Origin of the sequence: Polynucleobacter sp. JS-Safj-400b-B2 (assembly GCF_018881975.1) — a bacterium.
Classification (GTDB): Bacteria; Pseudomonadota; Gammaproteobacteria; order Burkholderiales; family Burkholderiaceae; genus Polynucleobacter.
The window spans coordinates 129,784-155,560 of sequence record NZ_JACVPJ010000004.1; the positions used below are offsets into that span (position 1 = coordinate 129,784).

The 25,777-nt window shown below is 42.8% G+C and carries 28 protein-coding genes; 22 read left to right on the plus strand and 6 right to left on the minus strand.

The genetic code is table 11. From position 1 onward, the window contains the following. Positions 1-66 precede the first annotated feature (66 nt). From ICN48_RS06225 to ICN48_RS06250, 6 genes are all read left to right on the plus strand, one after another. Positions 67-537 carry a hypothetical protein gene (locus ICN48_RS06225; protein ID WP_216152833.1) on the plus strand — a complete coding sequence of 157 codons (471 nt, stop codon included), beginning with the start codon at positions 67-69 and terminating at the stop codon, positions 535-537. 11 nt (positions 538-548) lie between these two features. Further along, positions 549-830 (plus strand): hypothetical protein, encoded by a 282-nt coding sequence (locus tag ICN48_RS06230; protein ID WP_216152834.1) that lies wholly within the window; start codon positions 549-551, stop codon positions 828-830. 98 nt (positions 831-928) lie between these two features. Further along, on the plus strand, positions 929-1,450 hold the full coding sequence (locus tag ICN48_RS06235; RefSeq protein ID WP_216152835.1) for a hypothetical protein: 522 nt from the start codon (positions 929-931) through the stop codon (positions 1,448-1,450). Positions 1,451-1,568: 118 nt separating this feature from the next. After that, a complete protein-coding gene (locus ICN48_RS06240; protein WP_216152836.1) occupies positions 1,569-2,336 on the plus strand; it encodes a hypothetical protein in 768 nt (255 codons plus the stop codon). Between the two features lie 119 nt (positions 2,337-2,455). Continuing rightward, a complete protein-coding gene (locus tag ICN48_RS06245) occupies positions 2,456-2,707 on the plus strand; it encodes a hypothetical protein (protein ID WP_216152837.1) in 252 nt (83 codons plus the stop codon). Between the two features lie 172 nt (positions 2,708-2,879). Beyond that, complete coding sequence (locus tag ICN48_RS06250) at positions 2,880-3,836, plus strand: DUF932 domain-containing protein (protein ID WP_255539493.1); 957 nt, start codon at positions 2,880-2,882, stop codon at positions 3,834-3,836. A 55-nt stretch (positions 3,837-3,891) separates the two neighbouring features. Here the strand turns inward: ICN48_RS06250 and ICN48_RS06255 are convergent, their stop codons facing one another. The 4 genes from ICN48_RS06255 to ICN48_RS06270 form a co-directional block, all read right to left on the minus strand. Beyond that, a complete protein-coding gene (locus tag ICN48_RS06255; protein WP_216152838.1) occupies positions 3,892-4,383 on the minus strand; it encodes a hypothetical protein in 492 nt (163 codons plus the stop codon). Positions 4,384-4,403: 20 nt separating this feature from the next. After that, the gene (locus ICN48_RS06260) at positions 4,404-4,682 is read right to left on the minus strand and encodes a hypothetical protein (RefSeq protein WP_216152839.1); all 279 of its coding nucleotides are present in this window, start codon (positions 4,680-4,682) and stop codon (positions 4,404-4,406) included. A 172-nt stretch (positions 4,683-4,854) separates the two neighbouring features. Beyond that, positions 4,855-5,313: a polymer-forming cytoskeletal protein gene (locus ICN48_RS06265; RefSeq protein ID WP_216152840.1), complete on the minus strand. Its 459-nt coding sequence runs from the start codon at positions 5,311-5,313 to the stop codon at positions 4,855-4,857. A gap of 17 nt (positions 5,314-5,330) precedes the next feature. Further along, entirely contained in the window at positions 5,331-6,206 is an 876-nt protein-coding gene (locus tag ICN48_RS06270) for a hypothetical protein (protein ID WP_216152841.1), read from the minus strand. Between the two features lie 183 nt (positions 6,207-6,389). Here ICN48_RS06270 and ICN48_RS06275 point away from each other — a divergent pair, with 183 nt between their 5' ends. From ICN48_RS06275 to ICN48_RS06285, 3 genes are all read left to right on the plus strand, one after another. Further along, positions 6,390-6,659, plus strand: a complete 270-nt coding sequence (locus ICN48_RS06275; protein WP_216152842.1) for a hypothetical protein — start codon at positions 6,390-6,392, stop codon at positions 6,657-6,659. Positions 6,660-6,724: 65 nt separating this feature from the next. Beyond that, positions 6,725-7,504 (plus strand): AcaB family transcriptional regulator, encoded by a 780-nt coding sequence (locus tag ICN48_RS06280; protein ID WP_216152843.1) that lies wholly within the window; start codon positions 6,725-6,727, stop codon positions 7,502-7,504. 2 nt (positions 7,505-7,506) lie between these two features. Continuing rightward, a complete protein-coding gene (locus ICN48_RS06285; protein ID WP_216152844.1) occupies positions 7,507-9,336 on the plus strand; it encodes an ATP-dependent helicase in 1,830 nt (609 codons plus the stop codon). A gap of 122 nt (positions 9,337-9,458) precedes the next feature. Here ICN48_RS06285 and ICN48_RS06290 read toward each other — a convergent pair whose 3' ends face one another. Together ICN48_RS06290 and ICN48_RS06295 are read right to left on the minus strand one after the other, a co-directional pair. Continuing rightward, a complete protein-coding gene (locus tag ICN48_RS06290; protein ID WP_216152845.1) occupies positions 9,459-11,447 on the minus strand; it encodes a helicase C-terminal domain-containing protein in 1,989 nt (662 codons plus the stop codon). 124 nt (positions 11,448-11,571) lie between these two features. Then, a complete protein-coding gene (locus ICN48_RS06295) occupies positions 11,572-12,102 on the minus strand; it encodes a hypothetical protein (protein ID WP_216152846.1) in 531 nt (176 codons plus the stop codon). Positions 12,103-12,668: 566 nt separating this feature from the next. Between ICN48_RS06295 and ICN48_RS06300 the strand changes: the two genes are divergently transcribed. The 13 genes from ICN48_RS06300 to ssb all read left to right on the plus strand — a co-directional run bounded on the left by ICN48_RS06300 (position 12,669) and on the right by ssb (position 25,643). Next, the gene (locus ICN48_RS06300; protein WP_216152847.1) at positions 12,669-15,146 is read left to right on the plus strand and encodes an adenosylcobalamin-dependent ribonucleoside-diphosphate reductase; all 2,478 of its coding nucleotides are present in this window, start codon (positions 12,669-12,671) and stop codon (positions 15,144-15,146) included. Between the two features lie 118 nt (positions 15,147-15,264). Next, positions 15,265-15,687, plus strand: coding sequence for a DUF6878 family protein (locus tag ICN48_RS06305; RefSeq protein WP_216152848.1), 423 nt, complete (start codon positions 15,265-15,267; stop codon positions 15,685-15,687). After that, a complete protein-coding gene (locus ICN48_RS06310; RefSeq protein ID WP_216152849.1) occupies positions 15,684-16,445 on the plus strand; it encodes a hypothetical protein in 762 nt (253 codons plus the stop codon). Before ICN48_RS06305 ends, ICN48_RS06310 begins: the two co-directional genes overlap by 4 nt. A gap of 114 nt (positions 16,446-16,559) precedes the next feature. Then, on the plus strand, positions 16,560-16,757 hold the full coding sequence (locus ICN48_RS06315) for a hypothetical protein (protein WP_216152850.1): 198 nt from the start codon (positions 16,560-16,562) through the stop codon (positions 16,755-16,757). Positions 16,758-16,927: 170 nt separating this feature from the next. Then, positions 16,928-18,343: a hypothetical protein gene (locus ICN48_RS06320; protein ID WP_216152851.1), complete on the plus strand. Its 1,416-nt coding sequence runs from the start codon at positions 16,928-16,930 to the stop codon at positions 18,341-18,343. Positions 18,344-18,451: 108 nt separating this feature from the next. Beyond that, complete coding sequence (locus ICN48_RS06325) at positions 18,452-18,829, plus strand: DUF6878 family protein (protein WP_216152852.1); 378 nt, start codon at positions 18,452-18,454, stop codon at positions 18,827-18,829. Continuing rightward, a complete protein-coding gene (locus ICN48_RS06330; protein ID WP_216152853.1) occupies positions 18,826-19,353 on the plus strand; it encodes a hypothetical protein in 528 nt (175 codons plus the stop codon). The genes ICN48_RS06325 and ICN48_RS06330 overlap by 4 nt, the downstream gene beginning before the upstream one ends. A gap of 12 nt (positions 19,354-19,365) precedes the next feature. Then, on the plus strand, positions 19,366-19,611 hold the full coding sequence (locus tag ICN48_RS06335) for a hypothetical protein (RefSeq protein ID WP_216152854.1): 246 nt from the start codon (positions 19,366-19,368) through the stop codon (positions 19,609-19,611). 188 nt (positions 19,612-19,799) lie between these two features. Next, positions 19,800-21,023, plus strand: coding sequence for a metallophosphatase family protein (locus ICN48_RS06340; RefSeq protein WP_216152855.1), 1,224 nt, complete (start codon positions 19,800-19,802; stop codon positions 21,021-21,023). Positions 21,024-21,272: 249 nt separating this feature from the next. Continuing rightward, a complete protein-coding gene (locus ICN48_RS06345) occupies positions 21,273-23,696 on the plus strand; it encodes a hypothetical protein (RefSeq protein ID WP_216152856.1) in 2,424 nt (807 codons plus the stop codon). Between the two features lie 104 nt (positions 23,697-23,800). Continuing rightward, the gene (locus ICN48_RS06350) at positions 23,801-24,256 is read left to right on the plus strand and encodes a hypothetical protein (protein WP_216152857.1); all 456 of its coding nucleotides are present in this window, start codon (positions 23,801-23,803) and stop codon (positions 24,254-24,256) included. After that, on the plus strand, positions 24,253-25,164 hold the full coding sequence (locus ICN48_RS06355) for a hypothetical protein (protein WP_216152858.1): 912 nt from the start codon (positions 24,253-24,255) through the stop codon (positions 25,162-25,164). The genes ICN48_RS06350 and ICN48_RS06355 overlap by 4 nt, the downstream gene beginning before the upstream one ends. Positions 25,165-25,205: 41 nt before the next feature. Next, entirely contained in the window at positions 25,206-25,643 is a 438-nt protein-coding gene (gene ssb, locus ICN48_RS06360; protein ID WP_216152859.1) for a single-stranded DNA-binding protein, read from the plus strand. The last annotated feature ends 134 nt before the right edge of the window (positions 25,644-25,777 follow it).

A 25,777-nucleotide genomic window follows, 5' to 3' on the forward strand; every position in this document is an offset into this window, starting at 1 on the left:
AAATGGAGTGAAATAGCAATTAGACCGATTTCTAATAAGCCATCTTTTTGGCATGAAAGGTCGAATATGCAAATTAGTTGCCCAACATTGCCCAATAAATCATTTGAAAAAAAACTTCAAACAGTTTATGTGGGAGAGGAAGTGATCTCTCCATGCGAGATCATGAAGGTGATTCCGGCTTTTAATCAAACCGTCGATTCAAATGGATTTAAGCTTAAGCACGCGCCAGGAACATTGCAGAAAAAAGCTATTCATGAGGCGCTTTTGCACTTCAAGTACAAAAATTTTCTCATTCGTAATATCTATGCAAATCCAGCATTTATGGATTCGGAGGCACGAATTTATCAATTCCAGAATCCTGAGGGCTTCATTCCATTTGTTTATGGGATGTTTGTTACGGATGGCAATGGCAATTTGATTGATTATTGCTGCGAATCTTCAAAGCTAAAAATTCGTAAACAAGTATTGGTCTCGCTCATTACAGCAATCTGCACTAAAGAGTCGGTTGCAAGGCGCGTTCATCACTATCAACATTAAAAGGAAGTATCGTGAAAGAATTACAACAAAAATTCCCCAAGGGCAGCAATGTGTATGTCTCGATTGCCGAGAAAGCAACCGGTGCCGGCGGGAATATCTATGCGGTTTATCGAGTTGCCGATGGATCTCTGGTTGACTCCACCATGGATGTCGCCAGCACCTTACGCCGCATGACATATCGAGGCAAAATATTTGCGTTGACGCAAACACTTGAGAGCATTGAAAAAACCATTAAAGATTTCAGCAAGCAGATTCATGGGGACGAAGAGTCCTTATTGCTTGCAGTAATTTAATGTAGAAGGCCCGTTTTGGGCTTTCTTATGGGTTTGTTGAGTCCATAAGAAAGTTCAAACCCCTTTAAAACATTCGCTTAAGGCGGAAGAAAAGGAAAATGATGAATATTTCAGGAAATACAACGATCAAGCAATTGCTAGCTATGGTTAAAAAGTGCAAAACCGATGATGATGCAGATACCTTTCGTTTTGAATTTCGGGACATATTAATGGGTATGACTGGCAATGCTTTGGATGTTTTTAACGAAGCATCATATATTGAAAAATATACAAAAAAAGGTGCGCCGTATATTTCATTTGAATTGGTGAGAGTATTTTCAGATGCCTATGTATATGCGATCACGCCAACTATTCAAGATGGCGAACTAACGATAATTTGTAGGTTAGATCACATGAAGGATGGCTTGGGCATCTACAGTAAAGATTATGAACCTGTTGAGGGCTGGGACGATGAAGTGCCGTATTACCCAGACAACAAGCTCAAAACTGTAATAGCACGAGCCGTCAACATAATGCTAGCTGCGCATACAAAGCTAATTGAAGATGTTGGGGTTCCAACCCAGATAGCTAGAAAAACGGCTGAAGATTCTTGGGGCGGACCTATATACGCAGAACAATAAAAAAGTAATAAATACTTTTTGGGCTCCTTAGGGGGCTTTTTGATGTGCTTATGCAAGCCTATCAATAAGCTTCTTCTCTTATTAACCGCCGGTTATCCGGTAGAAAGAGAGTCAATAAATGAAATCAAAGAAAATTGAAGTATTGTTTTCCTATACGGAAAATATTATTCCAAAGCGTTGCAGGCATGCGCGCCCCGTTCGATTTGAAGACGGCAGAGCGACGGTAAGCATTCCAATTGTGTCTAAAAAAGATGCCCCGGTGGCTATCATTAAAAATCGTTGCTGGGATCAAGCAAAGCCAATTTCGTATCGCTGGTGGGGCGGAAAACTATGGACCAAGAGTAGTTATGAAAATCTGCCGGAGCAATTTGACCTAAACGACAATCATGCGTCGGCAATAAATCAATCTTTTGGCTACTATGGATCATACAATTGCAGCGAATCCAAAAAGGAGCGCATTAAAGGCATCAGAGCCGCAGCAGCGAAGCATCTTATTATTGATGGGGTTTACTACGAGCGGGCTGGCGAACCCCGTTATTATGTTATTACGTTTGGGATGGGCCGCAATCACGGAGGCACATCGTTGAGTTGCAGCCATCATTACAATCCCAACATAGGAAAGTCTCAATACTTCAGTTTGCTTCAGCTTGACCAGGCTATCGCTCTGGCATCAAAAACGGCAAACGCGAGGGGCGATGACAAGTCGCTTCCAATTGCGTATGAGACGTTTCAAGTCTTAATTCCAGAAGCAATCAAAGTAAATCCAAGAAAACAACATGGCAGCGGTTGTGCATTTATTAATAGTTTGAATGCTCTATCTGAGGCTGTTGGAGGCAACAATGCAATAGTTGGTGCCGCGGTAATTGGCTTGGCTTTATCAGCATAAAAAGTTCACAACTTTTAACCCTCTCGGGGGTTTTTTAATAGGGTGGGTTCACTTTATTAAAAAACATCTTAGAAGCCCTTTCTAACAGCCATTAATTTGGCAATTAAAAGGAGTTTTGTATGGGACAGAAAATGATGGGCAAGCCATTGCGCCGCCTAAATTCATTTCTTGAGGATGCGCGGAAAAGTGAACTTGAAGTTTATGGAACAACATCAAAAATAGTAAAGACAATTAATGTTGGGAGCGGAGAATTCTTCGAGGTCCATTATTTTGAAGATGGCGAAGAAATTTCGAATGCGTATTTTTATTCTCATGGGGATAAGTTGGTTTTATCTGATGCTGAAATAAAAACGCTATCGAGCGCAATTTAATTGTATTTGAATTGAAAGTGGTTAAAAAAGGCCCGCCCGGATTGTTTTAATAATCGTATAAGTATAGAAAGCCCCTCGGGGGCTTTCTAATGAGCCTCATTATGGCTTATTAGAAAGCTTCTAGCTTGCTCCTTTTTAATCGCCTCAATTGAGGTATGAACAGGAGATGTAAATGGCACATGAAATATCAATCCGTCAAACCGGATTTGCAGAAATGGCATTCGCTGGCAATGAAAAACCTTGGCATGGCCTCGGTCAAAACGTTCCAGAGGGCGCAGATATCGAAACTTGGCGCAAGTTAGCTGGGCTAGATTGGGACATCAATCGTTCAGTCGTTCAGTTTATGAATGGTTCAATGCATAACTACGATGACTTTAACGTCCTTTACCGCTCTGACTCGAATGCGGCTTTGTCCGTAGTTGGTCAAAACTACAAGGTGGTCCAACCAAAAGAGGTGCTCGAGTTCTTCCGTGATTTGGTCAGTCAAGATGGTTTTACTATCGAAACTGCTGGCTCATTAAAGGGCGGTCGTCGTATTTGGGCATTAGCAAAGACTAATCTAGATGGTGAGATTGTCGATGGTGATTTTTTTAAAACCTACTTGCTGTTGGTGACTTCATGCGATGGTGGTTTGGCTACTACAGCACAATTCACATCAGTGCGCGTGGTGTGTAATAACACGCTGCAGATGTCACTTGGGCAAGATTCAGTTGGGCAGGTCAAGGTTCGCCACAACAGCACTTTTAATCCACTAACCGTTAAAGGTCAGCTGGGTTTAAATGCCAACGTGGTCTATCAGGATTTTATGGCCAAGATGAAATCCTTAGTCAATACCGCTGTATCGCAAGATCAGGCTAAGGGCATTGTGATGGCGTTGATGGCAAAGTCTTCTAAAGAGCCGGTAGAGTCTCGAGGCTACAAGCTGATTCTTGACTTATTCAATGGCGGCGCAAAAGGTGCTCAAATGGATGGTGTTAAAGGTACAGCATGGGGCTTGCTCAATGCGGTAACGGAATATGCCGACTTTCATATCCGCGCGAAAGATCAAGATAACCGACTAAATTCCGCTTGGTTTGGCGCTGGCGCAAACTTGAAGGAAACTGCCGCGGGTATTTTGCTCGCAGCATAAATCTGTAAAACGTAGCGGCAATCCCTTTGGGGATTGCCAGTGCGCTTTAATGCTTTTAATTTTTCATAACCCTGAATGTAATTTTCTTTGAATCCTTAATCTCCCTAATCAACGATACCAAAGATAAGTCTCTCTCGCTTGTCAGTCCGGGCGTCCATTTTCTATTGGTGGCCAATGATCTTTCTGTAAGTCTTGACTCCCTAATGGCTTTGGGGCAGTAAACATATCCAACCTCCCAGTTTTGAGGATCTGGTATTAACCCCAAATGTCTTGGGTGAGAAGGGAACCCGTCAACAACCACCAGATCCAAGCTATTAATCCACTTCATTAACTCTACAATGATAGAGTCCCCAAGAATGGTTCCAGGCTTATGCTTGCGCAACTCAAACATTACTCGCAGGGGAATATCTTTGGGAAGTATCTTGCGCCTTGACATGCGCGCCAGAAATCCTATATTGATGTGGGTGTAGCCATCTAATGTGTACTTTTTACCTAGTGTGCTTTTTCCTGCTCCGTGGGGCCCAATCAATGCAATGCGCTTTTTCACGACGGACCCCGTGAGTAAGCTCAAGTAGCCGCCCCAATACCAACCTCAACTCCAAACCAAAGCGCATTAAGTGTTATGGCAGGTATGGCAGCTTCATCTAAGCCGTCTCGAAAGTGTCGTTTGTAGCTGAGAATTTGAGTTTGACATTCAACTATTTTTTTCATTAGCCCATCTAAATCATCTTGATCAATTGGAGTGCGGTGGTAGCGAATTTTTTTCAGCGTTTCACACGCTTCTCTGAGGCAATCCGCAGCATCCTCTAGATGTTCTATTGATACTGATTCTGGCATTCTTCCCATGACTATTTCCCTTGAAGTTTATTAATTAATTGAGGTCCGACGCTTGAAGCAATGGAGTTAATTTCGCTAATTATTTTGTCTAAATCAAAATGGTAGTAAACCCACCAGCAAAGGGCAACAAACAAAAATAGTCTGATGTAGCGATACAGAAGCAATGACGATTGAAAGATTCTCATGCTGTAAATATTCCCCCTAAAAATTTTCTTTTTGGAGGAGTGATTTCATTTTCAGCCTGAGGTGATGGACTCTTTAAATTGCCGCTAAAAGTTCCGCGATTGACGAACACTCCATCACAAATTACGTCGTTTGCATTAATTAGTCCGAAATTGTAAATATTGGCCGCACTTACATTTCCGCGTACAACAGCATTTTTTCCAATAATCAGCGTGCCACTTACCTCTAAATTGCCATTAATTTCACCATCAAAATAGAGTCCGCCCTCAAAGCAGGTAAGGTTGCCAGCATCCAGTTTGGCGCCGGCCGTTAAGCTATGAACAATTCCTTCTTTAGCATATTCATCCATTAACTCATGCTCATCACTTGACTCTGAAATGCATGCAATTTTTATTGAGATTCTGGGTACTAGACATCCATCATGAGTTGATTGAGCGTCTAAAACATCTGTTTCCATGCGAATACTCCTTTGGGTTATTGGACTTGAATGGTGTTGCCGTTACTGCTGTATGAATTTCTAGCTGGATCAATGGCCTCAATAATTCTTCCGTCTGGGAGTGCTTGCCCAAGCTGTATTTGTTTCATGCCTTGATCAGTTTTAATGACAACCGATTGAGATGTAAGTGCAACCACCTCAAACCTATTGACCTCGATGGCGGGGGAATTCGCAAGAGTCACTGCCGGCGCCTTTTTTTCAACGACCATAAGTTTCACTTTGGATACCGGTTGGTCATCCTCACTTAGCCCTTCTTGAGCCCTCTTGCTTTTTACCGGTTGTTGCACGACCAACTCCACAGGGGGCGTATATTTTCCAGCAATCTTCGGTATGGGTCCGCTAGGGAGGGGGCCATCACTTATGAGCGGTGCTTCTCGCGGGTTGTTTTTTTCTGAGGCCAGATGATCTTCGCTATCTTTTTTAACTACAAGCTCTTCTTTTGGTGGGGCCGCATCTGTTGGTGGCTCCACTGCAATAGATGGTTGTGTTGTTGTTGGCGAGGTCGCGGAGAGCAGTGATTCAATGCGCTGGTTTGCAAAACTGGTGCCGCCAGATAGGTATGTCAATGCAATATACGCAATGGCGCAAAAGACAAAAATGGTGATGGAAATATTTAGTGCGATGTTGGTGATGGCTAAAAATATTGATCTATATGGGATCTTGAACCTTGTATTGGGGGAATCCTGCTTCGGTGTGGCCATATTCCCTTGCTTTTGGATATTTCTTGCCGGCACCTCTTCTGCGGTTGACTTGCGTTCATTCTTGCCGAGCGTTTTCTTACGGCTTACGGAATAAAGCAAAGGAATATCTTTTCTCTTCTTCGCCTGCTGGATGCATCGTTGTGCCAAGTTCATTTTTAACCGGCCGAATCGAGTAAATGTATATGTTTGCGCATGATTAATTCATCTTAAATTTGATCTAAAAATTTGTTGCGATGAATTTCTCTAAATTTTTAATGAGTATTCGAATAAAGAAAAAAAATAGATCGTAGAGAATGCCATTTATGAATACATTAATTTCATTTATAGGCGCATAGATTGAGACATTTCCAGCAAGTCAAAGAGCTTTTGGTATCAATCGGCTTTAAAAATAAAAATCGAATATTGGCGATAGTTGATGCAGGTGTTTTTATTGACACTCTCAAGCGCAGCGCAACGCAGACTCTAAGAATTCAATGGCGCAAGCCTGCTTCCAAAGAGCTGCTAAATGATTTGATGTCGATTGCCCCAATGAGACCGTCAACCGAAAGCTATGCACATGATGTTGACAAAATTTATTTTGTCTTTGAGGAGCAGAAGTCCAAGTAGTAAGCGCAGTAAACGGTATCAGCTTGAGTATTAATTAAAAACCAACAAACACAACTAGGAATCTTATGAGCGAACAAAATATTGGTGAATTCTCAAATCAACTGCACGAGGCCAGCGCATTAGTTGCGGATGCGGAACTTGATGGTGGCGCTGGAGAGGCTGCGGGTAAGGAGCGCGTTAAATACTCAGACCTAACTGAAGAGGAGCAGAAACGCCGCACACAATTTTTGATTAGGCGCGCCGAAAAGCAGGCCCAAAAAGGAACAGAGCAGTTAGTCAAGCAATACCCAGGGTTGCTTGCCGTACGCAAGGAGGCAAAAATCAACAATCGCTTTGTTGCGCGCTCATTCCAGCGTTTTTTTGCGTCAACTGAATTTGCCATTATGTTAGCAAAACGCAATGAAAGTAGGCTTGTATTTTCAGATGGAAAAATGAACGATGGACTTGCAGCTTTAGAGGCCTTAATTGCCGATTTCAAAGAGGGTATTGAGCAGGATTTACGTGCTGTCCGCGAAATCTATACCCAATCAGCGAAAGAAAATCATGATTTTATTGTTCCAACATACTTGGAGCCAGCACTTGATTTAGAGGTGTCGATTTTGACGCCGCAGGGTAACGGCCTCTACAGATCGCTTCAGTCGTACGACCAAATGATTGAAATGCTTACCGTCTTGTATTGGAACGGCATCTATCCGCAAGATCGAATTCAAGATGCTGAGCAGGGGGTTAAAAAAGGTATGCGTAAAATCTATAGCGCCTCCCGTCAAATTATTCTTGGCTTAAATCGTAAGTTTGAGCAAATGGTGGCCAAGGATTCAGAGGGCGCCAATCAAACGGTCGCATAAGATTGGATCATCCATATCTTAACGATCTTAATCAGGAGCAGTTAGAGGCGGCAATAAGCACTCGACACTGCTCCATTACTGCTTGCCCTGGGTCTGGTAAAACAAAGACCCTGGCCGCGAAAGCGGCTTTCTTGTTAAATCAACATAAAAAAGTTGTTGCCGTTACCTTTACCAGGGAATCAGCATTCGAACTACGGCATCGCATTGTGCAGTTGGCTGGTGAGGATAAAAGCGATAATCTGCTCGTTGGAACTTTTCATAGCATTGACCTATTCATGCTAAATCCTGCTGCTGCCAAGGGATCTAAGTTTGGTAAAAATATTTTATCAAAAATGGTCAATAAATTGGGCGACAGGAAGTGGGATATTGCCACCGAATCGATGAGAAGGTCGTATATAGCCCACGCTGTAAATGAGTCTGGAGCTGAGCTTGATTTAATGGAGTCCATTAAGGCTATTGAAATCATTAAGGCACAAGGTTCATCGGGCTTTGATGAGTCCATTGTGCGTATGAGTGAAATTTATAACTCTGCCATGGTTAGAAATAATCAAATTGATTTTCAAGATATCCTGACAAAAACAAATGATTATCTACGAACGGGCGAGATTTCGCCTCTTGCAACAGATTATCTTCTGGTTGACGAGTTTCAGGATACTGATATCGTTCAGTATGATTGGGTCAAGATTCACGGTGACCATGGGTGCATTATCACGGCCGTAGGGGATGATGATCAGTCCATTTACGGTTTTCGACGTGCGTTAGGTTATGAGGGTGTCCAAAGGTTTTCAAAGGACTTTCATGCACAAAAAATTGTTCTCGGAACCAACTATCGGTGTCATGATGAGATTCTTGGTGCAGCAGATCATCTGATACGAAATAATACTGAGCGAATTTTCAAAAACCTTTTTGCATACAAGGGGCCGGGCGGTCATGCGGAATGGAACTACCACGAGGATCGGGAAAAAGAGGCTTATGCGTGCCATCAGGCAGCCATTAAAGCTCAGTCAGAAGGGGTTCAGTTTGCTGTCATTGCCAGGACAAATCGTCTGCTTAAGGATGTAGAGTTAAGATTCATTGCAAATAAGACGCCTTACGTCTTGGTCTCTGGGTCGTCCTTGTTCGAGGATCCGGTTGTGTCCCTCTTGGGAACTTTATTGGCAATTCTGGTTAAGCCAAACAAGAGGGGTGTAGACATGCTTTTGGCATGGGCCGGTATTCAGGAATCTGATATCACGAAGATTCACGGTGTGTTTGGAGACCATATTCGAGTTGGTGCTGCTGCCGACTTTAATGGGTCGGGCACTTCTGATGGGGCAATTGCCATTTGGCGGGCATTCGCAAAGAAAGTTGCTCAATGGAAAGAGAACATTGCCAATGGACGTCAAAATATGGCTGTTGAGGGCGCCATTCACTGGTTGCTGGAAAGGGCAAAAAATAAGCAGCAGATAGCAATGATTAATTTGGTTGCGCCCTTATTTAAGCCGGGAGACTCAACGATCGAGGATCGACTGGATTGGATTAGAAGAAAAATAGCCGATCAAAAAACCAAAAAGGAGCCAGAGGGTTGGGTTGCCAGGCTGATGACTGCGCATGGATCCAAAGGCCTGGAGTTCGATAGGGTGTGGATATTTGGGGCCACCCAGGATACCTTTCCCGATTCTGATGGCTCTCTTGAGGAGGAGCGTAGGCTAATGTACGTGGCGATGACCAGAGCAAAAAACTGGCTGTCTATTTCAATTTCAGGTGGTAAAAAAAGTCAGTTTATTGAAGAATCAAATATACCGGTCAATCACGAGTACCAGATAGATCTAGATTCCAATGAGAGCGTTTAATTGCTGTAATTTATCCTCGACCATGTAACTACTAGTGGTACGCGGTCGCTTCTCTAACTCGCTGAGTTTAAACAAAACCTGCTCTCAAAAAGACGGACCCTCGAGGGTCAGAATTTTGCCAATTAACAATAAACGGCGCTGGTAAATGCGGTTGATTTTAATAGTTGTTTTCCGTATGATTTTTCTATCAGACGTTTATCCAATACGCATACCTCGCCCCAATCATCTTCGGTGCGAATTAATCTCCCGACGATCTGAGCAAGTTTCAGGCTTGTAGCCGGAAGCATGAGTAATGGGAACACCTGGAGACCCTTTCCCTCTAAGTGCTCCGCATGGGCTGCTAGTATAGGATCATCTGGCGATGGGAATGGTAGCTTTGAAACCATTACTACTGAACACAATATCCCGGGTAAATCAACGCCTTCTGATAGGCTATCAAGTCCAAAGAGAATGCTTTTATTGCCTGAATTAACGCGTTCTTTATGTTTTTCGATCATCGCTGTTGGAGACCACTGACCTTGCATGAGAATCAGCCCTTGAGATTGTTCATCCAGCGACTCATAAACAGTTTCCATTTGTTTCTTCGACGAAAAATAGACGAGCACTCCTTTGTCAATTGACTTAATCGCTCTTTCTTTTATGTGCGCCGTTACAAACCTTGTGTGCGATTGAACATTGGTAGTGTCCGGTAGGTGCCTTGGGACCGTTATTTTGGCCTTGTCAAAGTTAAGTGGGCTACTCAATCTAAGACACGCCGTTTTCTCATCAAGACCAAGTTGACGTAACATGGAGTCAAATTTACCGAGAGGCGCCAAGGTGGCAGAGGTCAATATAACCCCGCCAGCCTGCTCAAAAAATGTTTTTCTTAGAAGTCCGCCAGCATCAAATGGGGCGCTATTGATCGTCCAGCCACCCTTAAATCTCGTAATCCACTTTGCTTTTGGCAGCACATTGACTTCTGATACCTCGTCACATTGTCGCGATATATCCTTTAAATACCCAGCCCATGTCTTGGCGTGGATTACCGTCAATTCAGCCAGCTTAGATTTACGCTCGGAGCGGGATATTGCATCTGAAATGATCTTTTCGGCGGTGGTTGCGGAGTTCCCAAGCTCCACAATTAGCTGATTGAGGGTGTGCGGAATTTCACCAAGGGTAAATCTATACATGCTCGAATCTGGTCCAGCAATAAGCGGTAAATTCTGTGATAGGGCTGAGACAATCCCCTGCATTGCGCTTAAGGCCACCTCTAAGGCTGCGCCTCTTACTCCAATTCCAGCGGCTGCCCTTAATATTTCAGCCGCAGGGACCTTTATAACTTTGAGTTTTGTGGCAAAAGACTCAATTGCTTTGCCTGGGATATGGTGGGCCTCATCAAAAATATAGATGCATTTATCAAACTGAACGACCGGAGACTTTGTGACTCCATTGGTCACGCAGGCAAGAATATAGTCGTGATTTGCAATGATGATATTTGCATCATTAATCAGTTTTTGATTTGAGAAGTACGGGCAATCCTTGTGGCTGGGGCATGATGGCCCGCTACAGGAGTTGCTAGTGTTGTTAATTTTTGACCATAAGTCCAATTTAATGGGTTTTGGCAAACTATCGCGCAATCCATCCCATGAGCCATTGGCCCATAAGTCAGCAATCTGATTTAATTCAATATTGGTGGCGGATTCCTCCAAAAGAGATGATTGGGTGGTTACTCCATCCAGTCTATAAGGACATACATAACGTTCTCGCCCCTTTGCAACTGCACACTTAACACTACCAAGCCCAACTTTTTCAAGCACCTTAGATATTAATGGGACGTCCTTTGCGGCTAGCTGGTCCTGCAGGGCTGCGGTTGCTGTGGATACTATTAAACGCTTATCACGACACATGGCCACCACTAGAGCCGGGATGAGGTAGGAAATGCTTTTGCCGGTACCCGTTGTTGCCTCAATTAGGCCCTTGGTCCCGGTCGCCAGAGAATTTGCAACCTGCGAGATCATTTGGCGCTGCTGATCTCGCTTTTTGAATGTAGGTAAAAAATATGGTAACGCTTTATATGCTTGAGAAATGAGTGATTTTTCAGCATTTGTGAGATTTAAATCTGCACTTTGCATGGCTGGTCTGTCCTTATGAATCGAACAATCATATTGCCATCAGATTACTTCAAAGCAAGTTTATAAACAGCAAAAATATTTCTTACACTTGCCCAACATTGGCAAAAATAACCAACTTATGATTTCAAGCAATTGAAAGCTCTTCAGCAATCTGAGCTGCAGACTTTCTTTCAAATCCTAGTGCAATTTGCTTGATCCTATTAAATGCCATTTCAATCGGCACCAACATCTCTTCCCTTGTAACTCTGCTTATTAGCCCTGCTCGCTCTGCAGCGTACAAGGCATATGCCGATTGATCGGCTTTTGAAATAAATCGAAATAGACTGGCAGACTGCGGGGAAACAAGTCTCAACGGGTAGGATGTGGGCTCCCAGTCAAGTCTAATTTCTTCGTTATCGATATATTTTTTTGCCTCGAGCACCAGACAGCTAATCTCAAAGCCAAAATTTGTAAGGGCCTCGGCTGTATCTGAGTATAGTTTGCCGCTAGGGCTTCTATCTGTTTTAAGTTGGACAAATAACTTTGCGGTAACTATGTGAAACTCCCTGTTTACCATCCTCTTAAAGAAGGGTGTCGATAAATTCAATGTAGCCCTTGCGTCAATATTTACGCGAATTTCTTCGATGCGTTCTACATTTTTAGGATTTGTTTGCATTGGCGACGATTGATATTTTGTTAGTGATACCCCATTTTCTTCAAAGTTGGTTTGCGAGCCGTTTCAATAATTAAAAAAATAGTGATATTTCAAATTCCAATGAAATTGATAAGGGATAATATTTAAACGTGGAAGCTATAAACGAATCAGATTTATCCGCCGCAACTGTGGCATGAAGGGTTTATTAACAGATGTTTGACTATATCTTCCTTGCTAAACCTGCAAAAGTCCGTAGAGTATTCAAAGTACTTCGGTCGCTTTATCTAACCCATAAAGTTGTAATTGAATCAATGAGCTTTGGTCGGCTCAATGACTTAACAACTTGTTAAGCGTGAATCTGCGTAAATGATTGCTGTGCGATGACGTGTCCTTACGTTAGACGCATAGGCCAAGGTAGATCCTTGGCTGGCAAATAGACGGCTCACCCTTTTGGGGTGGGCCGTTTCCACTTTCCCTGTGAAGATTTAATTCGCAAGCTGTCAAGTGAGACGGCTGGCGAATTGGGTTAGCGCAGTTTTAACACCCCAGCCTTGGGGAATTTAATGTAATTTGAATAAGGAAGAAAAATGAGTTTAAAGCAACAAACTATTTCTCAAGACGTACTCTTAGAAAAGTACGCCAAGGGCAATGAAGCTACTGAAGACGGTATTTTTAAGCGCGTGGCCGATGGTCTTGCAAAAGCCGAGGAGCCAAAAAATCAAGCCAAATATAGCCAAATTTTCTATGAAAATATGAAAAAGGGCGGCATTGGCGCTGGCCGGATTATGTCTTCTGCTGGCACTGATATCAAAGCAACCCTAATTAATTGTTTTGTTCAGCCAGTAGGCGACTGCATTCAGGGCTCTGATGACGATGGCTATCCAGGCATTTATGATGCCTTGCGCGAAGCTGCAGAGACGATGCGTCGTGGTGGTGGTGTTGGCTATAACTTTAGCCATATCCGCCCAAAAAATGCATTTGTCAAGGGCACCCACTCGTACGCCTCTGGTCCATGTAGCTATATGGATGTATTTGACGCGAGTTGCCGCACTGTAGAAAGCGCAGGAGCTCGCCGTGGCGCTCAGATGGGCATTTTGCGTATTGATCATCCGGACATTTTGGAATTCATTACGGCAAAACGCACGCCAGGTCGCTGGAATAACTTCAACGTATCCGTTGGCGTTACCGGTGACTTTATGAAGGCTGTAGCTAATAATGAGTCATGGGATTTGGTTCATAAGGCTGAGCCCTCTAAAAAGTTGATTGAAGACGGTGCCTTTTATTCAGAAATTGAGGAAAAGTGGACATATGAAACAGTTCAAGCGATTGATTTGTGGGATGCAGTCATGCGTTCTGCATATGATTTTGCTGAGCCTGGCATCATCTTTTTGGACAACATTAATCAAGATAACAATCTTCATTATTGTGAAAACATTGAGGCGACTAACCCGTGCGGCGAACAGCCTTTATCACCATACGCCTGCTGCGATCTTGGGCCAGTAATTCTAACCAAGTTTGTCCGCGATCCATTCACATCTGAAGCTAGTTTTGATTGGGCTTCCTTTGAAGAGGTGGTTGCCGTCCAAGTGCGCATGTTAGATAACGTGCTTGAGACAACTCACTGGCCATTGGAGGAGCAAAAAATCGAAGCCATGAATAAACGCCGTGTAGGCGTTGGGTTTACTGGTTTAGGTGATGCTCTGATCATGCTGGGGATTGCATACAACAGTGAAGAGGGATGTGCGATGGGCAAGCAAATCGCCAAAGTGATGCGCAATAATGCTTACCTGGCCTCTGTAGAGCTTGCCATCGAGCGCGGACCATTTCCATTATTTGATGCACAAAAGTATCTAGATAATGGCCATAGTTTTGCTTCTCGATTGCCGGATCACATCAAAGATCTTATTCGCAAGCATGGTATTCGTAATAGCCACTTGCTCTCTATTGCCCCAACAGGCACGGTGAGTTTGGCGTTTGCGGATAACGCATCTAACGGTTTGGAGCCAGCGTTTTCGTGGTTCTATGATCGCAAGAAGCGCATGCAAGATGGCTCGCACAGCATGTACCGGGTAGAAGATCATGCTTACCGCGTGTATCGTGAGCTCGGCGGCGATGTGACCAACCTTCCGCCAGCCTTTGTATCTGCGCTAGAAATGAGCGTCAATGACCACTTGGCAATGATGAAGGCAATCCAGCCATATATTGATACTTCTTTGTCTAAGACTGTCAACATTCCAGCGGACTATCCTTATGAAGACTTTAAAAGCGTCTACATGCAGGCATGGAAAGCAGGTTTAAAGGGTTGCGCAACATACCGCCCAAATAATATTTTGGGATCCGTGTTGTCTGTTGCAGCGCCGGCCAAAGAGAAAAAGCCTGAGCCTCAAGCGCTAGAAGATAACCTTCAAAATATTGATCCGAATAAGGTCGTTATTGAGAAGCGTCCAGAAGGCGCCTTAAATGCAGTAGCGGAGAAGTTGAGCTACTACACCAAAGAGGGCAAAAAATCACTCTATCTCAATATCTCATTTATGCCTGTTGAAGGTGTATTGGGCGGAAAAAAAGTGGTGGTGGATCGACCGGTTGAATTTTTTATTCCGGTAGGCCAAGCAGGTGAGTCACAACAGTGGATTTCATCTGCAATGCGTTTATTGTCTTTATCAGCAAGGGGCGGCATGCTTTCTCGCGCCCTTAATGACATGCGCAAAGTGGTTGATAACCAATCCATTCGACTTGGTGAAAAAGCCAAAGAAGATGGAACGTTGATTCCTCAGTTCCACGACTCCGAGGTAGCTGCAATTGCTTTTGCAATTCAGCGCATCCTTATCAAGCGTGGATTGATGAATGAAGATGGAGAGCCGCTCGTGAAGTTAAGCGCTCATATCACTAGTGATGTCGATGCTAATGCGACATTAGCAGCCTCTGGCGAAACCCAGAAAGTGATTGAATCGGTAAACACAGTTATGGCAGGTAAAAAATGCCCTGAGTGTGGCGCCCACGCCGTCATTAAAAAAGATGGCTGTGAGTATTGCACAAGCTGTGGCCACATTGGTTCATGTGGTTAATTAAGCAGTATAGAAAGCCCTTCCGGGGGCTTTCTAATGCGCCAACTGCGTATTGGAAAGCTTCTGCCAATCTTTTTTTAAACGCCTTGCATAGGGCATATACAAAAAGGAAATACTTATGAAGAAAGCATCCTCATTGCAGGACAAGCTTGTCGTTGAAAACACTAAAGCAATTATGACTGCACTGCAAGCTGCCGGCATTACGATGGTAGTGGTTTCGTATTCTGGAGGCGGCGATAGCGGGCAAATAGAAAACCATGCTATTCAAGGTGTCGATGGGTATCCAGAAGACGTTGTTGTCAGCCTTAACAACACTCACCCTGATTTTGTGGACTATCAAAACGCTAGCAAATCCACCTACCAGACAGATCTACGTGGCGCTATTGAAGATATGGCTTGGATTTACGTTAACACCCTAAATCCAAATTTTTGCTACTCCCCAGATCCAGAAGACATAGATAATGATGAAGATTATTTTAGTTACGGAGAGGTGACCTTTGATGTTGCTAAAGGCATGATTGCTCATGATGAAATATCATGATAGTCAACATTTCTTTAGGCGCATTTCCAGGAAAATCTCATGGCGCCGCATGTGAAATTGCTTGTTCTGGTGATGTAAGTGAACCCCTTTGGGGTCCCCTATCACACGACCATCTGCAATTGTGCCCACAAAACTTTGGGCACTTGTCTGAAGATCTTGCCCTGGTTCTGAAGGAGAAATTTTTGGGTAAAACTCAGCTTAGGCTTCACGCAAATGTTCGCGTATTAAAAAACCATGTGATGGCTGACCTTTCCGGGTTTAATTGTCATAAAAATTTCTTTTGCCAGGCCGCCAGGATTAGTCAGATGTTGGGAGCGCCCGCGTATACAGCTCATGCTGGAAAGCGCTCCGAGAGTTCAATTGATGGCTTATTTGAAAATGCAAAGCGAGCCGCTGATTTATTCGGGTGCCCCGTTGGCATTGAGGGGCACTACCAAACCAAAGGCGATTCTTACCTAATATCAAATTGGCATGAATACCGCCTATTGTTTGAATCTGGCGTACCCTACGCATTAGATTTAAGCCATCTTAATATTGTTGCTGCGCATTCTGGAAAACAAGAAATCTCGCTGGTACAGGACATGTTGGCTTCAAGTAATTGCCTAGAAGTTCATTTTAGTGATAACGATGGCATTGGGGATACGCATCAAAAGATTGAGCGGGCGCCTTGGTGGTATGAATTCATTTCGTTTATTCATCCATTAGCAACTGTTTTCTCGGAAGGAAATCAATTGAGAAACGTAAGGGCACGAATTTAACGAATTGTTTAATTATTTTTGATATTTAATATGTAAATAGGTTGGGTTAGTAACTATGATGAAAAATTCATAGTTACTAACCCCCGCCATTTTTTTGGCATTTAAGGAAAAGCTATGGGCAATATTTCAGGGCTTGCTTACCATTTTGGTCAAATATTATTTTTCATTGTCGCTTTGTGGTTTGCATTTTCAGTTGAAAATAGCGATATGAAAGTATTAGGCGACTACTGCACTGGTGGAGACGATGATTATGGCAATAAAGATTTTAACGACCCATTATCGCCGGACGGTGAAAGCAATCCCAACGCTTAAAATATAAGAACCCGCTTGCGGGTTCTTTCTTGTTCATCATTTGAATGGTGCACAAGAAAGAACCTAAGCCCTTCAGGTTTATTTCTTCAAACGCCAGAACTGGCATGAGAGGATCGGTGGAAATATCTATCGATAACCACTAAATCGTAGATACGATAGAAGGGCATTTAATGAGTAAGATGACTATGAGTTTACTTGGTGAAAAACAAGCCAAGGGACAAATGAAGGCAACAATGGGGGGATCATTACGTCCGGGAATTAAAGTTCTCACAAAGGCGGGATTAGAAAACCCAGAGATTGTCAAAATCTACAATAACGGCGTTAAAGAGTTAATGAGTTTTAATGACATTGAAAAGGAAATTCTCAAGAAGTTCCCCAGTGCAAAAAACTGCATGTACCCACGAAATGTTGAGTACTTTTCCATAGCGGCTAAGGATTTTCCAAGCGCGGCGGCGGCGAAACAATTTATCGAGGCTTTTGGCGAGGACCGCGGCGATGGCATTAAGCGCATCTACACCGTACCCGTAGCATTCAAGTCTGATAATTTGGAGGAGATTTTTCCGAATACCTTGCAAGGATTTGCTGATGGCACATTCCATTACATGGTTATTGACGAATCAACCGGCAAACATTTATGCATGCATCGTAAGCCTATAGATGCTGAGAAGGCAAAACGCGGAAAAGTGTTGCCGCGTGAGTTTTCGATTAAGAGCGACTGTATACCTAATGAGTGCGCGATGTATGCCTCTGGAAGATGCAAGTTTAATGGTTCGCTTGAGTTTTATATCCCAGGCACAACTATTGGTCTGGTATCTATGAGCACGAGCTCAGCATATGCCAGCGAGGACATTTGGGCAGCATTGGTTCAGGCAAAAGATGCATTAGGTCATTTGCCAGCATTAAACCCGAATACACAAAAACCGGTATTTTGGCTGCGTAAAGTTGAGTGCGAGCGGGCTTATTTTGAAAAAGGTGAGCGTAAAGTTGGCAAGCAATGGTCTCCGAAGTTGTTTTCTGAGCTTGATTTTGCTGCTGGTGTTGCCAATAAGCAAATGATTCGCATGGGGCTTGCCACTACTCCCTCGTTGGAAACCTCGGTCGTTGATGAAGATGGCGTAATTCAGTCGCAGTCAGGGCAATCAATTTCACAAGTAAGCGAGATTGAGAATCAAACCACAAGCAAGCAGAATAATCCCGCATCAAGCGTTATTTCCGACAAAGATGCATACCAGGAATTTATTTCAAAGTCAGGGGTAAACCTTGAAATTTTGGGTGAATTTTTGACGTCCGTCTATGGGGGCGATTGGGAACAATCAGAAAATGCAAGTCAGGTTTACACATTGATTCCAAAGGCTATTGCCAGACTTGGAAATCAAGCGGAACCCTTTATGCAAATTCGCATCTTGTCTAAGCAACACAACATTATTCCATCGGAGTTTGATGTGTATGCAGAGGCCAAGTTCGGCAAAGATTGGAAGAGTGTTTCAAATGATGTCTATGTTGATTTAAAGGATATTTTGCGCGGCGGCGAAGATGTGGCAATTGCCATTATTCAAGAAGTTGCGTCAAAAAATCAAGCCGTATAAGTAATGGAAAGCCCTTCGGGGCTTTCTAATGGGATCTAGTTGGATTTCATTAGAAAGTTTCGCGCCTTTCATTAACAGCCTAATTTTTAGGCATAGAAAGGAAGAAAAGTGGAATTAGATGAACTAAAGGAAAGCATCTTTAAAGCAATGCTTTCTCACAAAATTGATCGTCTTGTTGTTACTTATAGCGGCTCAGGCGATAGCGGAGGGGTAGAAAATATTGAAGCTTACGGATTTGGAAATGAGCTAGATCTTCAATTAAAAAGCCTTCCATGCGTGCAAATCAATGCACGTTATATCAATAATTTCGAAGAGGAAATTTCATTTTTTTCGGACGAAATTATCATTGCTGCCGGATATGAGGGGTATGAAAATAATGATGGCGGTAACGGCACCGTTGAGATCGATGCAGTCAATCAAAAGGTCATCATTCAACATAATTGGATGGAAACGATCAGCAACCCTGAAGAGGAGGTTGAGTTGTGAATCTTTCAAAAATCACCCTGCAGCCTGGTTTCGCACCTTTGGATGCTGACGGAAAAATATTGCAGATTTCATCGCAATTAACTCGCTTAAAAGAGTTAGAGGTGGCAAATTACTGTCTGATATTTCTAGATATCTTTAGGCAAAACCCAGAGATCGAATCGATTAAATTAATTGGTGAAATACGTCAAGAATACGACGATAACAATTTCTTTAGCGACGTTTATCTAATTAATTTACAGCTCAAAGATCAACATTCAAATCAGGTTAGGATCTATAAGATCGACAATGTTTTATTTTCAACCGAACTTGATTGGGATGATGAAGAGGAAGCCGAGGATGGCCAAACGATTTTTGCATGGAATCATGATGACGAATCGTTGGTTTCGGATCGCTGGGATTTAATGTACTTTTTCGATACCCTTGGCAGAACGACTATTTCTCTCGATCGAGCTTCTGTCATGCCATTTTTAAATAAACCTATCGATTTTGACGAGTTCTATAAGGTATTGGTGCCAACTAACTAGCAGGAGATTTGCATGGCAAATGATATGCGCTCCGAAATGCCTGAGACTGCCGCAGTGATTGATCGATTTCGCGATGCCTTTGGCAAAGATGTGATTGATCAAATGCTGAGAAATTCATCTGGGATAGTAAAACAGCATGCTCGGATACTGGAGGCGGACGGCCCTGAAAATGCCGCTCAATTCCTAGTTTCCGTAAAGCATTTACCGTTTTTCTACGCTACTGAAGGTAATTCACATTTTGGAATCAAATTGTTGTAGTAATGCCGGGGTTCGCCCCGGTATTTTTAAATAATGCAACAAATTTAAAGATCTCGAGCGAAAGCAGTCCATTGATGGGTGGAGAATGCTTGTATTAGGAAATTTTTAACTAGGTCACCTATTTAAAAGTTTCTTACTCCCCGTTTTACGTTAAGCGCTCATTTGCGCATGAAAAAAAGGGAGAATTTATGAGTTCGATTAAAGTTGGGCAGTTTAGCGATCTTCACTATGCGGCCAATACGTTAGTTGAAGCGGATCGTTGTTTTGGATTTGCTGTAGAGCACGCCATCTCAAGCGGTATTGAGGTTGCGGTCATTAGCGGTGATTCGACTGACCATGCGCTGGATGCCCACTCGCCAGCCTTTTTAGCGTTGGCAAAGCGGATTCAGCAACTTGCCAATCATTGTCCGGTGTTAGTTCTTCAGGGAACTTTTTCGCATGAAGCTCCGGGCATGATTCGTTTGTTTGAGTTGCTTGGGGCAAAGTATTCGATTGCAATCGCAGACAAGATAGGTCAAATTGGGTTAACCAATGATCTTGCGTGGCAGTTTCTTGAAAATGATTCTGATGTGAGTGGGATGAAAGCGCTTTTTACAGTCTTTCCAACCATCAACAAAGCAGATCTAATTAAGTCGTCTGGACATGAAAATGTCAACGAAGCTTTAGGCAATCACTTGCATAATTTGATCATGCAGTATTCGCTAAATAATGAACTAGCAAGAAAGGCTGATATTCCAACGATTTTTGTTTCACATGGGACGGTTGATGGATGCATGACCGAACATGGGGTTCCAATGCACGGTAGTGATCATGAGTTTTCATTGGGAGCTATTTATCAAGCATCGTGCAGCGCAGGCATGATTGGGCATATACATAAACACCAGCACTGGGAAACAGACCAGTCTGGGTATAAGCAAATTGTGGCGTACCCAGGCTCAATTGGACGTAATCACTATGGCGAACTTGGTGAGAAGCATTACTTGCTTTGGGACATTGGAAGTCATGACGTCAGCTTTGAGCCGGTGGTAACGCCTTCTTGCAAAATGATTGATTTGACCTTTGATGGACCTCCAGACTTGGATCAAATTGCATCGGTTGCGGCTGATGTAGCGAACGCTTTTGTTCGTGTTCGGTATTGCATTGATGAAGAGCATAAAGCCTCTGTTGATAGAGATGCAATTAAAAAGATCCTTTCACTAGCGGCGGAAGTTCGAATTGAAGGTGTTATTTTGCCAGTACAACGGCAAAGGGCTGCTGGAATTTCAGTGCTCCCATCGCTTTCAGAGCAAATTCAAAAGTGGGGAGAGGTTACCGGCACTGATACTGGGGAGTTAATCCCAAGAATTTCAGAGCTGGAGTCTTTGCCTGCATTGGACATTGCTGAAGGTATTAAAAAACGTATTTTGTCTTAACTAGAAGAAGCGACTAACTTAATGTTAGCCGCTTCTTTTTAGTAATCAGACTAATCCGAATTCTCCAATAAATTGGAAGTATTCAATTAAGCAAAAAAACTAAATAGCGATAAATTGTCTATAAGCCGTTATTTCGGCAGCACTACAAAAATATTGTTCCTTGAGTATTTCTGAATATTGAATTATTCAAAAGTATTCAATGCATGAATTCCCCAAGTTTTTATTACCGCAATTGCGGAAAGGGCAATCATGAAACCAATAGATTTAATATTAAAAGGATTTATAGGGATTGCTTCAGGTAGAGGAAAACCTGAGATCCACTTAGATCTGCGCTCAATACCATCCGATGCTGCTTTAGTTGCTTTGGTTGGTGAGAATGGGACTGGCAAAACCACGATTATGGATAATTTGCATCCATTTCGTTTAATGCCATCTCGAGCCTCATCTTTAACTCCGGGAGGATTTTCATACTGGGAAAATGTTGGACAAGAAGCTACCAAAGAACTCATTTGGGAGCATGGGGGCAACCTTTATCAATCCATTCTAAATTTTCGCCAAACTGGGAAAACGCAAAAGCAGGAATGCTATTTGCTAATCGATGTTAACGGATCGTTTGAGCCTGTAAAACTTCCTGATGGCCTAGAGTCTGATGGAAAAACTACCTCATATGATAAGTGCATTGAGGCTATTCTCGGAAAGCCGGAGGTGTATTTTGTTGCCGCTTTTGCAGCGCAAAAACGAAAATCACTGTCAGAAATGGGCGCCACTGAAATAAAATCGATTCTCTCGTCGGTTCTTGGCCATGAAAAGTATCGTGAATTAAATGCAAAAGCATTGGATATTGTGAAGATCCTAAAGGTCTCGCTTGCCGACATTCAGCTACAAATTCAAGATATTTACCAGGTCAAACAAAGCCTAGAATCAACATCTAACCAAAAAGCTGCAGTGCTGACTCAATCTGAGGTGTTAGCATCTCAGATAAAAGATCTAAACACCAAGCGCGATATGGCTCAAAGAGGTATTTATGAGCTTGATGCGCAATTGAAAACTGGGGCTTCTTATGATGCCCAAAGATCGGATCTGACAACCCAGCTAAGTAAATTAGACCTTGAGTTGGCTGCTGCACTGAAGTCTTTTCAGGAAGCCTATACAAGAGAGTGTTTTAGCACTAATCAGAACAGGGAAACCCTTCAAAACTCAATAGCGAATATTGATAAAGAAGAGTTGAACCAACAAACCCAACTAAACTCTGCCAGGGACATTGTTCAAAGCAAAGAAACAATTGATCTCGCCGCTAAAAAGGCGGTAGAACTTGGTTCTGAATTGGCGATTATTGATACTAGTATTGCTGCTGCACAGGCAAAGCTAGTAGAAATAAAGACGCTTAGGGATAAGCAAAACACTCTCACGGGTAAATCATCGTCATTAAAAGCAGAAGGACAATCAGCAAAAGATAAGCTCGAGGCAATTACTGTTACGGCGTCCTTAATTGATGCAGTACCGTGCTCTGGCAACGCAATGCAAGATTCATGCCAACTACTTTCTCAGGCTAAAGAGGCAAAACAAAAAGTCCAAGAATTGACGCGGGCCATTGTTTTGCTACGTGGACAATACAAGGAAAACAATGACTCTCTAATTCAGGTTAGGGAATCGGTAGTTGGACTTGAGCTTATTGAGTCTGAAATCAAGGGAATGCAAAGTAAACGTACCAGCATTGCTGATTCGCTTGCACAGCAAAACCTGATTGCTTCCAAGGCCACCTTACTAAAGGGAGCCGAGGAGACGATGGCGATTTCACAAAAAAGACTAAGCGAAATTGGGCCTCAAAAACTTGATTTGTCAGAAAAACTTCTTAAAACCCTTCAAGCAATTGATTCGGCTACAAAAGAGTTTGACCATAAGATTATTGGCATTAATGCTGATTTTTCTTCGAGGAAATTGGTTTATCAGGCGCAACTCAATGCTTTGCCAAAAGCATTCGATATGACAGTTCTTACTGAATCCAAAGCAGCATTTGAGGCATTGGAAATTCAGATTGCCAATATGACAAAAGAGTCAAATGGGCTGCTTGGAAATGTTGGTGAGCTTGATCGCCAAATAGCGGTTGCACAGGACAAGATTAAGTCTGCAGCCAAACTAGAGGCATCGGTAGAGCAATTCGGCAAAGAAATTGCACATTGGTCTTTGATTGCTAAAGCCCTTGGTAACGATGGTCTGGTTGCTCTGTCAATTGATGACTGTGGCCCTGAAATTTCAGGGATTACAAATCAAATTTTGGCAGATTGCTTTGGAGGTCGATTCACTGTTCGCATAGATACTCAGACAGAAACTAAACAGGGCGCTCTCAAAGAGACCTTCGAGGTGATGGTTAATGATTGTCTTCGTGGCGAGGATAAGCCTGCAAGCTTGGTAAGCGGAGGGGAAGGCGTCTGGATTAATGAGTCCTTAACAAGGGCAATTGCGTTATATCAGGCTCAAAAAAGTGGCCAGTCATATCAAACGCTCTTTAGCGATGAGGCTGACGGTCCTTTGGACCCTGAAAAAAAACGCCAATTTATTCAGATGAAAAGGGCAGTTCTTTCCCTAGGTGGATATGAAAGGGAGTATTTTATTTCACAAACACCGGAGTTATGGGAAATGGCAGATCACATCATTGATGTTGGTTCGCTTTAATCCATGGAAAAGTCGCAAGACTTTTCCTATGCACGCTTAGAAGCAGGCATAGGAAAGGTTTTTGGCATCCATTAACCGCCTCATATGAGGCAAAGGAAATTAATATGAATGATATTCATGATGAAGTAAAGCATCGTACTGATGTTGTTATATTGAAGGAAGATGAACAGTTTGGTAAACGATTGGCTAAAGCAGCATTTGGCCTGGTTGTAAATGATTTTCGTCGTTATAGTGAGTCTAAGGGGCTCAATAAAGATCAGCAAAAATTTGCAGACATGTTTGGATTTGTCACACTATCTGAAACAAAGCGCTTATTTTTTGATTCTTTGATTTGGGTATTTGAATTGCATGAAAGTGAACCTACGATTTCATTTAGCTACGCTTGCGAGGTTCTTGGCAGGGATGCGAGATCGTTTCAGCAGTGCACCGCAAACGCCCTACAAAATGAGTTGATTGAATTGGTTCAAACCATTGAAATCACTTGCGGAAAGGTTAGCGCGAAATGTGCGGCTGACAAGATTGCTGAATTCATTAGTCTTGATCGCAAGGTAACGCAATGAAGCGCCCTTATGAAAAGCACATTTTAGAACGTCTTGCTGAGTTTCCGGCTTATTTTTTTGTGTATAGCATTTCGCTTGTCGCGAAATTTTTAATGCTATCGGTATCGAGACTTTTTGTAAGAAGCGCCGCAATGACTCCGGCATTCTCAAATGTATCGCTTAGAAAGTCAAAAATTCAAGCGCCATTGAATCCAGCGTACGCAACTGCTCAGACTGCAGCGCAAATTAATAGAGCTGTTGCGATATCTGATGAAACTAAATTCATTAAGGTGCAAGGGGTTCCCTCGGGAATGTTCTTCTACCTTTACAAGAATAAGGGTCTCATCACGAGAATTCAATGCAACCACAAAGGAGTATTTGCTCCTTACACGCTGGAAGATGCCAAGGTAAATGGATTAGATTTTTCAATTAATGGCGCCATTAGGTTTACTAAAAATGAACTTAAGGGAGTCGTGAAGGCTAAAGATAAATCAAAAACTCCAGAGGTAAAGCCCGTTGAAAGTCATTTTGATATGCCACCAGTTGAGAGTTACATGGATTCTCATGATCTTCCTTTAATGGAGGCTTGTGTGCAACATGTTCCAGACTCAACCGAACAGCGCACCCAGACTGGAAGGTCAGACGAATATTTTACTGTCGGGCCAATTTTAAGTATGGGAGCTATAAAAAAGACAGATAAAACTGGTAAGGCATATGAAATCTACACTGTTACCGTTCAAACAAAGAATGGTTTTAAGAAGAATTTCTGCGGCGAAATGCTTGGAGAATTAACAGCCAAGCATGGGGCTGAAGTAGGTGACACAGTAAAGATCAGAAAAGCTGGTAGAGAGAGTTTCACCGTTACCGTAAACGGTAAAGAAGAGGCTCGCACTCGAAACATCTTTGATTTTTCAATCATTAATAATTAAGAAACGGGCAATTTGCCCAACTATAGATAAAGGAATTAAAAATGGCATCAGTAAATAAAGTGATCCTGCTCGGTCGTGCAGGGAGGGACCCTGTGACGAGAGTTGCCGGTCAAAACACGGTGACAGAAGTTGCAATTGCCACCTCAGAGAAATACAAAGACAAACAGTCTGGAGAAGCCAAAGAAATTACAACGTGGCATGACTTAGTTTTTTGGAACAAGCTTGGCGAAATTGTTGGTCAATATGTCAAAAAGGGCTCCATGATTTATGTGGAGGGAAGCATTAAGACTGACAAGTATCAGAAGGATGGTCAGGATGTATATCGTACAAAAATTGTAGTTAGTTCAATGCAGCTTTTGGGCGATAGCAAAGGTGGATCTGGATCAGGCAATTCAGCGCCTGCACCTGCGGCTACACAAGCATCGTCACCGAGTTATGGTGGCGGAACTTATGATCCAAGTGACGACATTCCCTTTTAGCGTCTAACAAAAGTAACTGTTAATAGTATTACCAAAAACCCCCAATACGTCATTGTACTTATTGGGGGTTTTCCTTTATTTACAATTTTTATCAATTTTGAAAATATGACAATGAGGTCTAATAAACATATATG

Excerpts from the sequence above, each read along its gene's own strand:
- ICN48_RS06225 (WP_216152833.1), top strand. The coding sequence starts at position 67 with ATGCAAATTAGTTGCCCAACATTGCCCAATAAATCATTTGAAAAAAAA.
- ICN48_RS06235 (WP_216152835.1), top strand. The coding sequence starts at position 929 with ATGATGAATATTTCAGGAAATACAACGATCAAGCAATTGCTAGCTATG.
- ICN48_RS06240 (WP_216152836.1), top strand. The coding sequence starts at position 1,569 with ATGAAATCAAAGAAAATTGAAGTATTGTTTTCCTATACGGAAAATATT.
- ICN48_RS06245 (WP_216152837.1), top strand. The coding sequence starts at position 2,456 with ATGGGACAGAAAATGATGGGCAAGCCATTGCGCCGCCTAAATTCATTT.
- ICN48_RS06250 (WP_255539493.1), top strand. The coding sequence starts at position 2,880 with ATGGCACATGAAATATCAATCCGTCAAACCGGATTTGCAGAAATGGCA.
- ICN48_RS06260 (WP_216152839.1), bottom strand. The coding sequence starts at position 4,682 with ATGGGAAGAATGCCAGAATCAGTATCAATAGAACATCTAGAGGATGCT.
- ICN48_RS06265 (WP_216152840.1), bottom strand. The coding sequence starts at position 5,313 with ATGGAAACAGATGTTTTAGACGCTCAATCAACTCATGATGGATGTCTA.
- ICN48_RS06270 (WP_216152841.1), bottom strand. The coding sequence starts at position 6,206 with ATGAACTTGGCACAACGATGCATCCAGCAGGCGAAGAAGAGAAAAGAT.
- ICN48_RS06280 (WP_216152843.1), top strand. The coding sequence starts at position 6,725 with ATGAGCGAACAAAATATTGGTGAATTCTCAAATCAACTGCACGAGGCC.
- ICN48_RS06290 (WP_216152845.1), bottom strand. The coding sequence starts at position 11,447 with ATGCAAAGTGCAGATTTAAATCTCACAAATGCTGAAAAATCACTCATT.
- ICN48_RS06295 (WP_216152846.1), bottom strand. The coding sequence starts at position 12,102 with ATGCAAACAAATCCTAAAAATGTAGAACGCATCGAAGAAATTCGCGTA.
- ICN48_RS06300 (WP_216152847.1), top strand. The coding sequence starts at position 12,669 with ATGAGTTTAAAGCAACAAACTATTTCTCAAGACGTACTCTTAGAAAAG.
- ICN48_RS06305 (WP_216152848.1), top strand. The coding sequence starts at position 15,265 with ATGAAGAAAGCATCCTCATTGCAGGACAAGCTTGTCGTTGAAAACACT.
- ICN48_RS06310 (WP_216152849.1), top strand. The coding sequence starts at position 15,684 with ATGATAGTCAACATTTCTTTAGGCGCATTTCCAGGAAAATCTCATGGC.
- ICN48_RS06315 (WP_216152850.1), top strand. The coding sequence starts at position 16,560 with ATGGGCAATATTTCAGGGCTTGCTTACCATTTTGGTCAAATATTATTT.
- ICN48_RS06320 (WP_216152851.1), top strand. The coding sequence starts at position 16,928 with ATGAGTAAGATGACTATGAGTTTACTTGGTGAAAAACAAGCCAAGGGA.
- ICN48_RS06335 (WP_216152854.1), top strand. The coding sequence starts at position 19,366 with ATGGCAAATGATATGCGCTCCGAAATGCCTGAGACTGCCGCAGTGATT.
- ICN48_RS06340 (WP_216152855.1), top strand. The coding sequence starts at position 19,800 with ATGAGTTCGATTAAAGTTGGGCAGTTTAGCGATCTTCACTATGCGGCC.
- ICN48_RS06345 (WP_216152856.1), top strand. The coding sequence starts at position 21,273 with ATGAAACCAATAGATTTAATATTAAAAGGATTTATAGGGATTGCTTCA.
- ICN48_RS06350 (WP_216152857.1), top strand. The coding sequence starts at position 23,801 with ATGAATGATATTCATGATGAAGTAAAGCATCGTACTGATGTTGTTATA.
- ICN48_RS06355 (WP_216152858.1), top strand. The coding sequence starts at position 24,253 with ATGAAGCGCCCTTATGAAAAGCACATTTTAGAACGTCTTGCTGAGTTT.
- ssb (WP_216152859.1), top strand. The coding sequence starts at position 25,206 with ATGGCATCAGTAAATAAAGTGATCCTGCTCGGTCGTGCAGGGAGGGAC.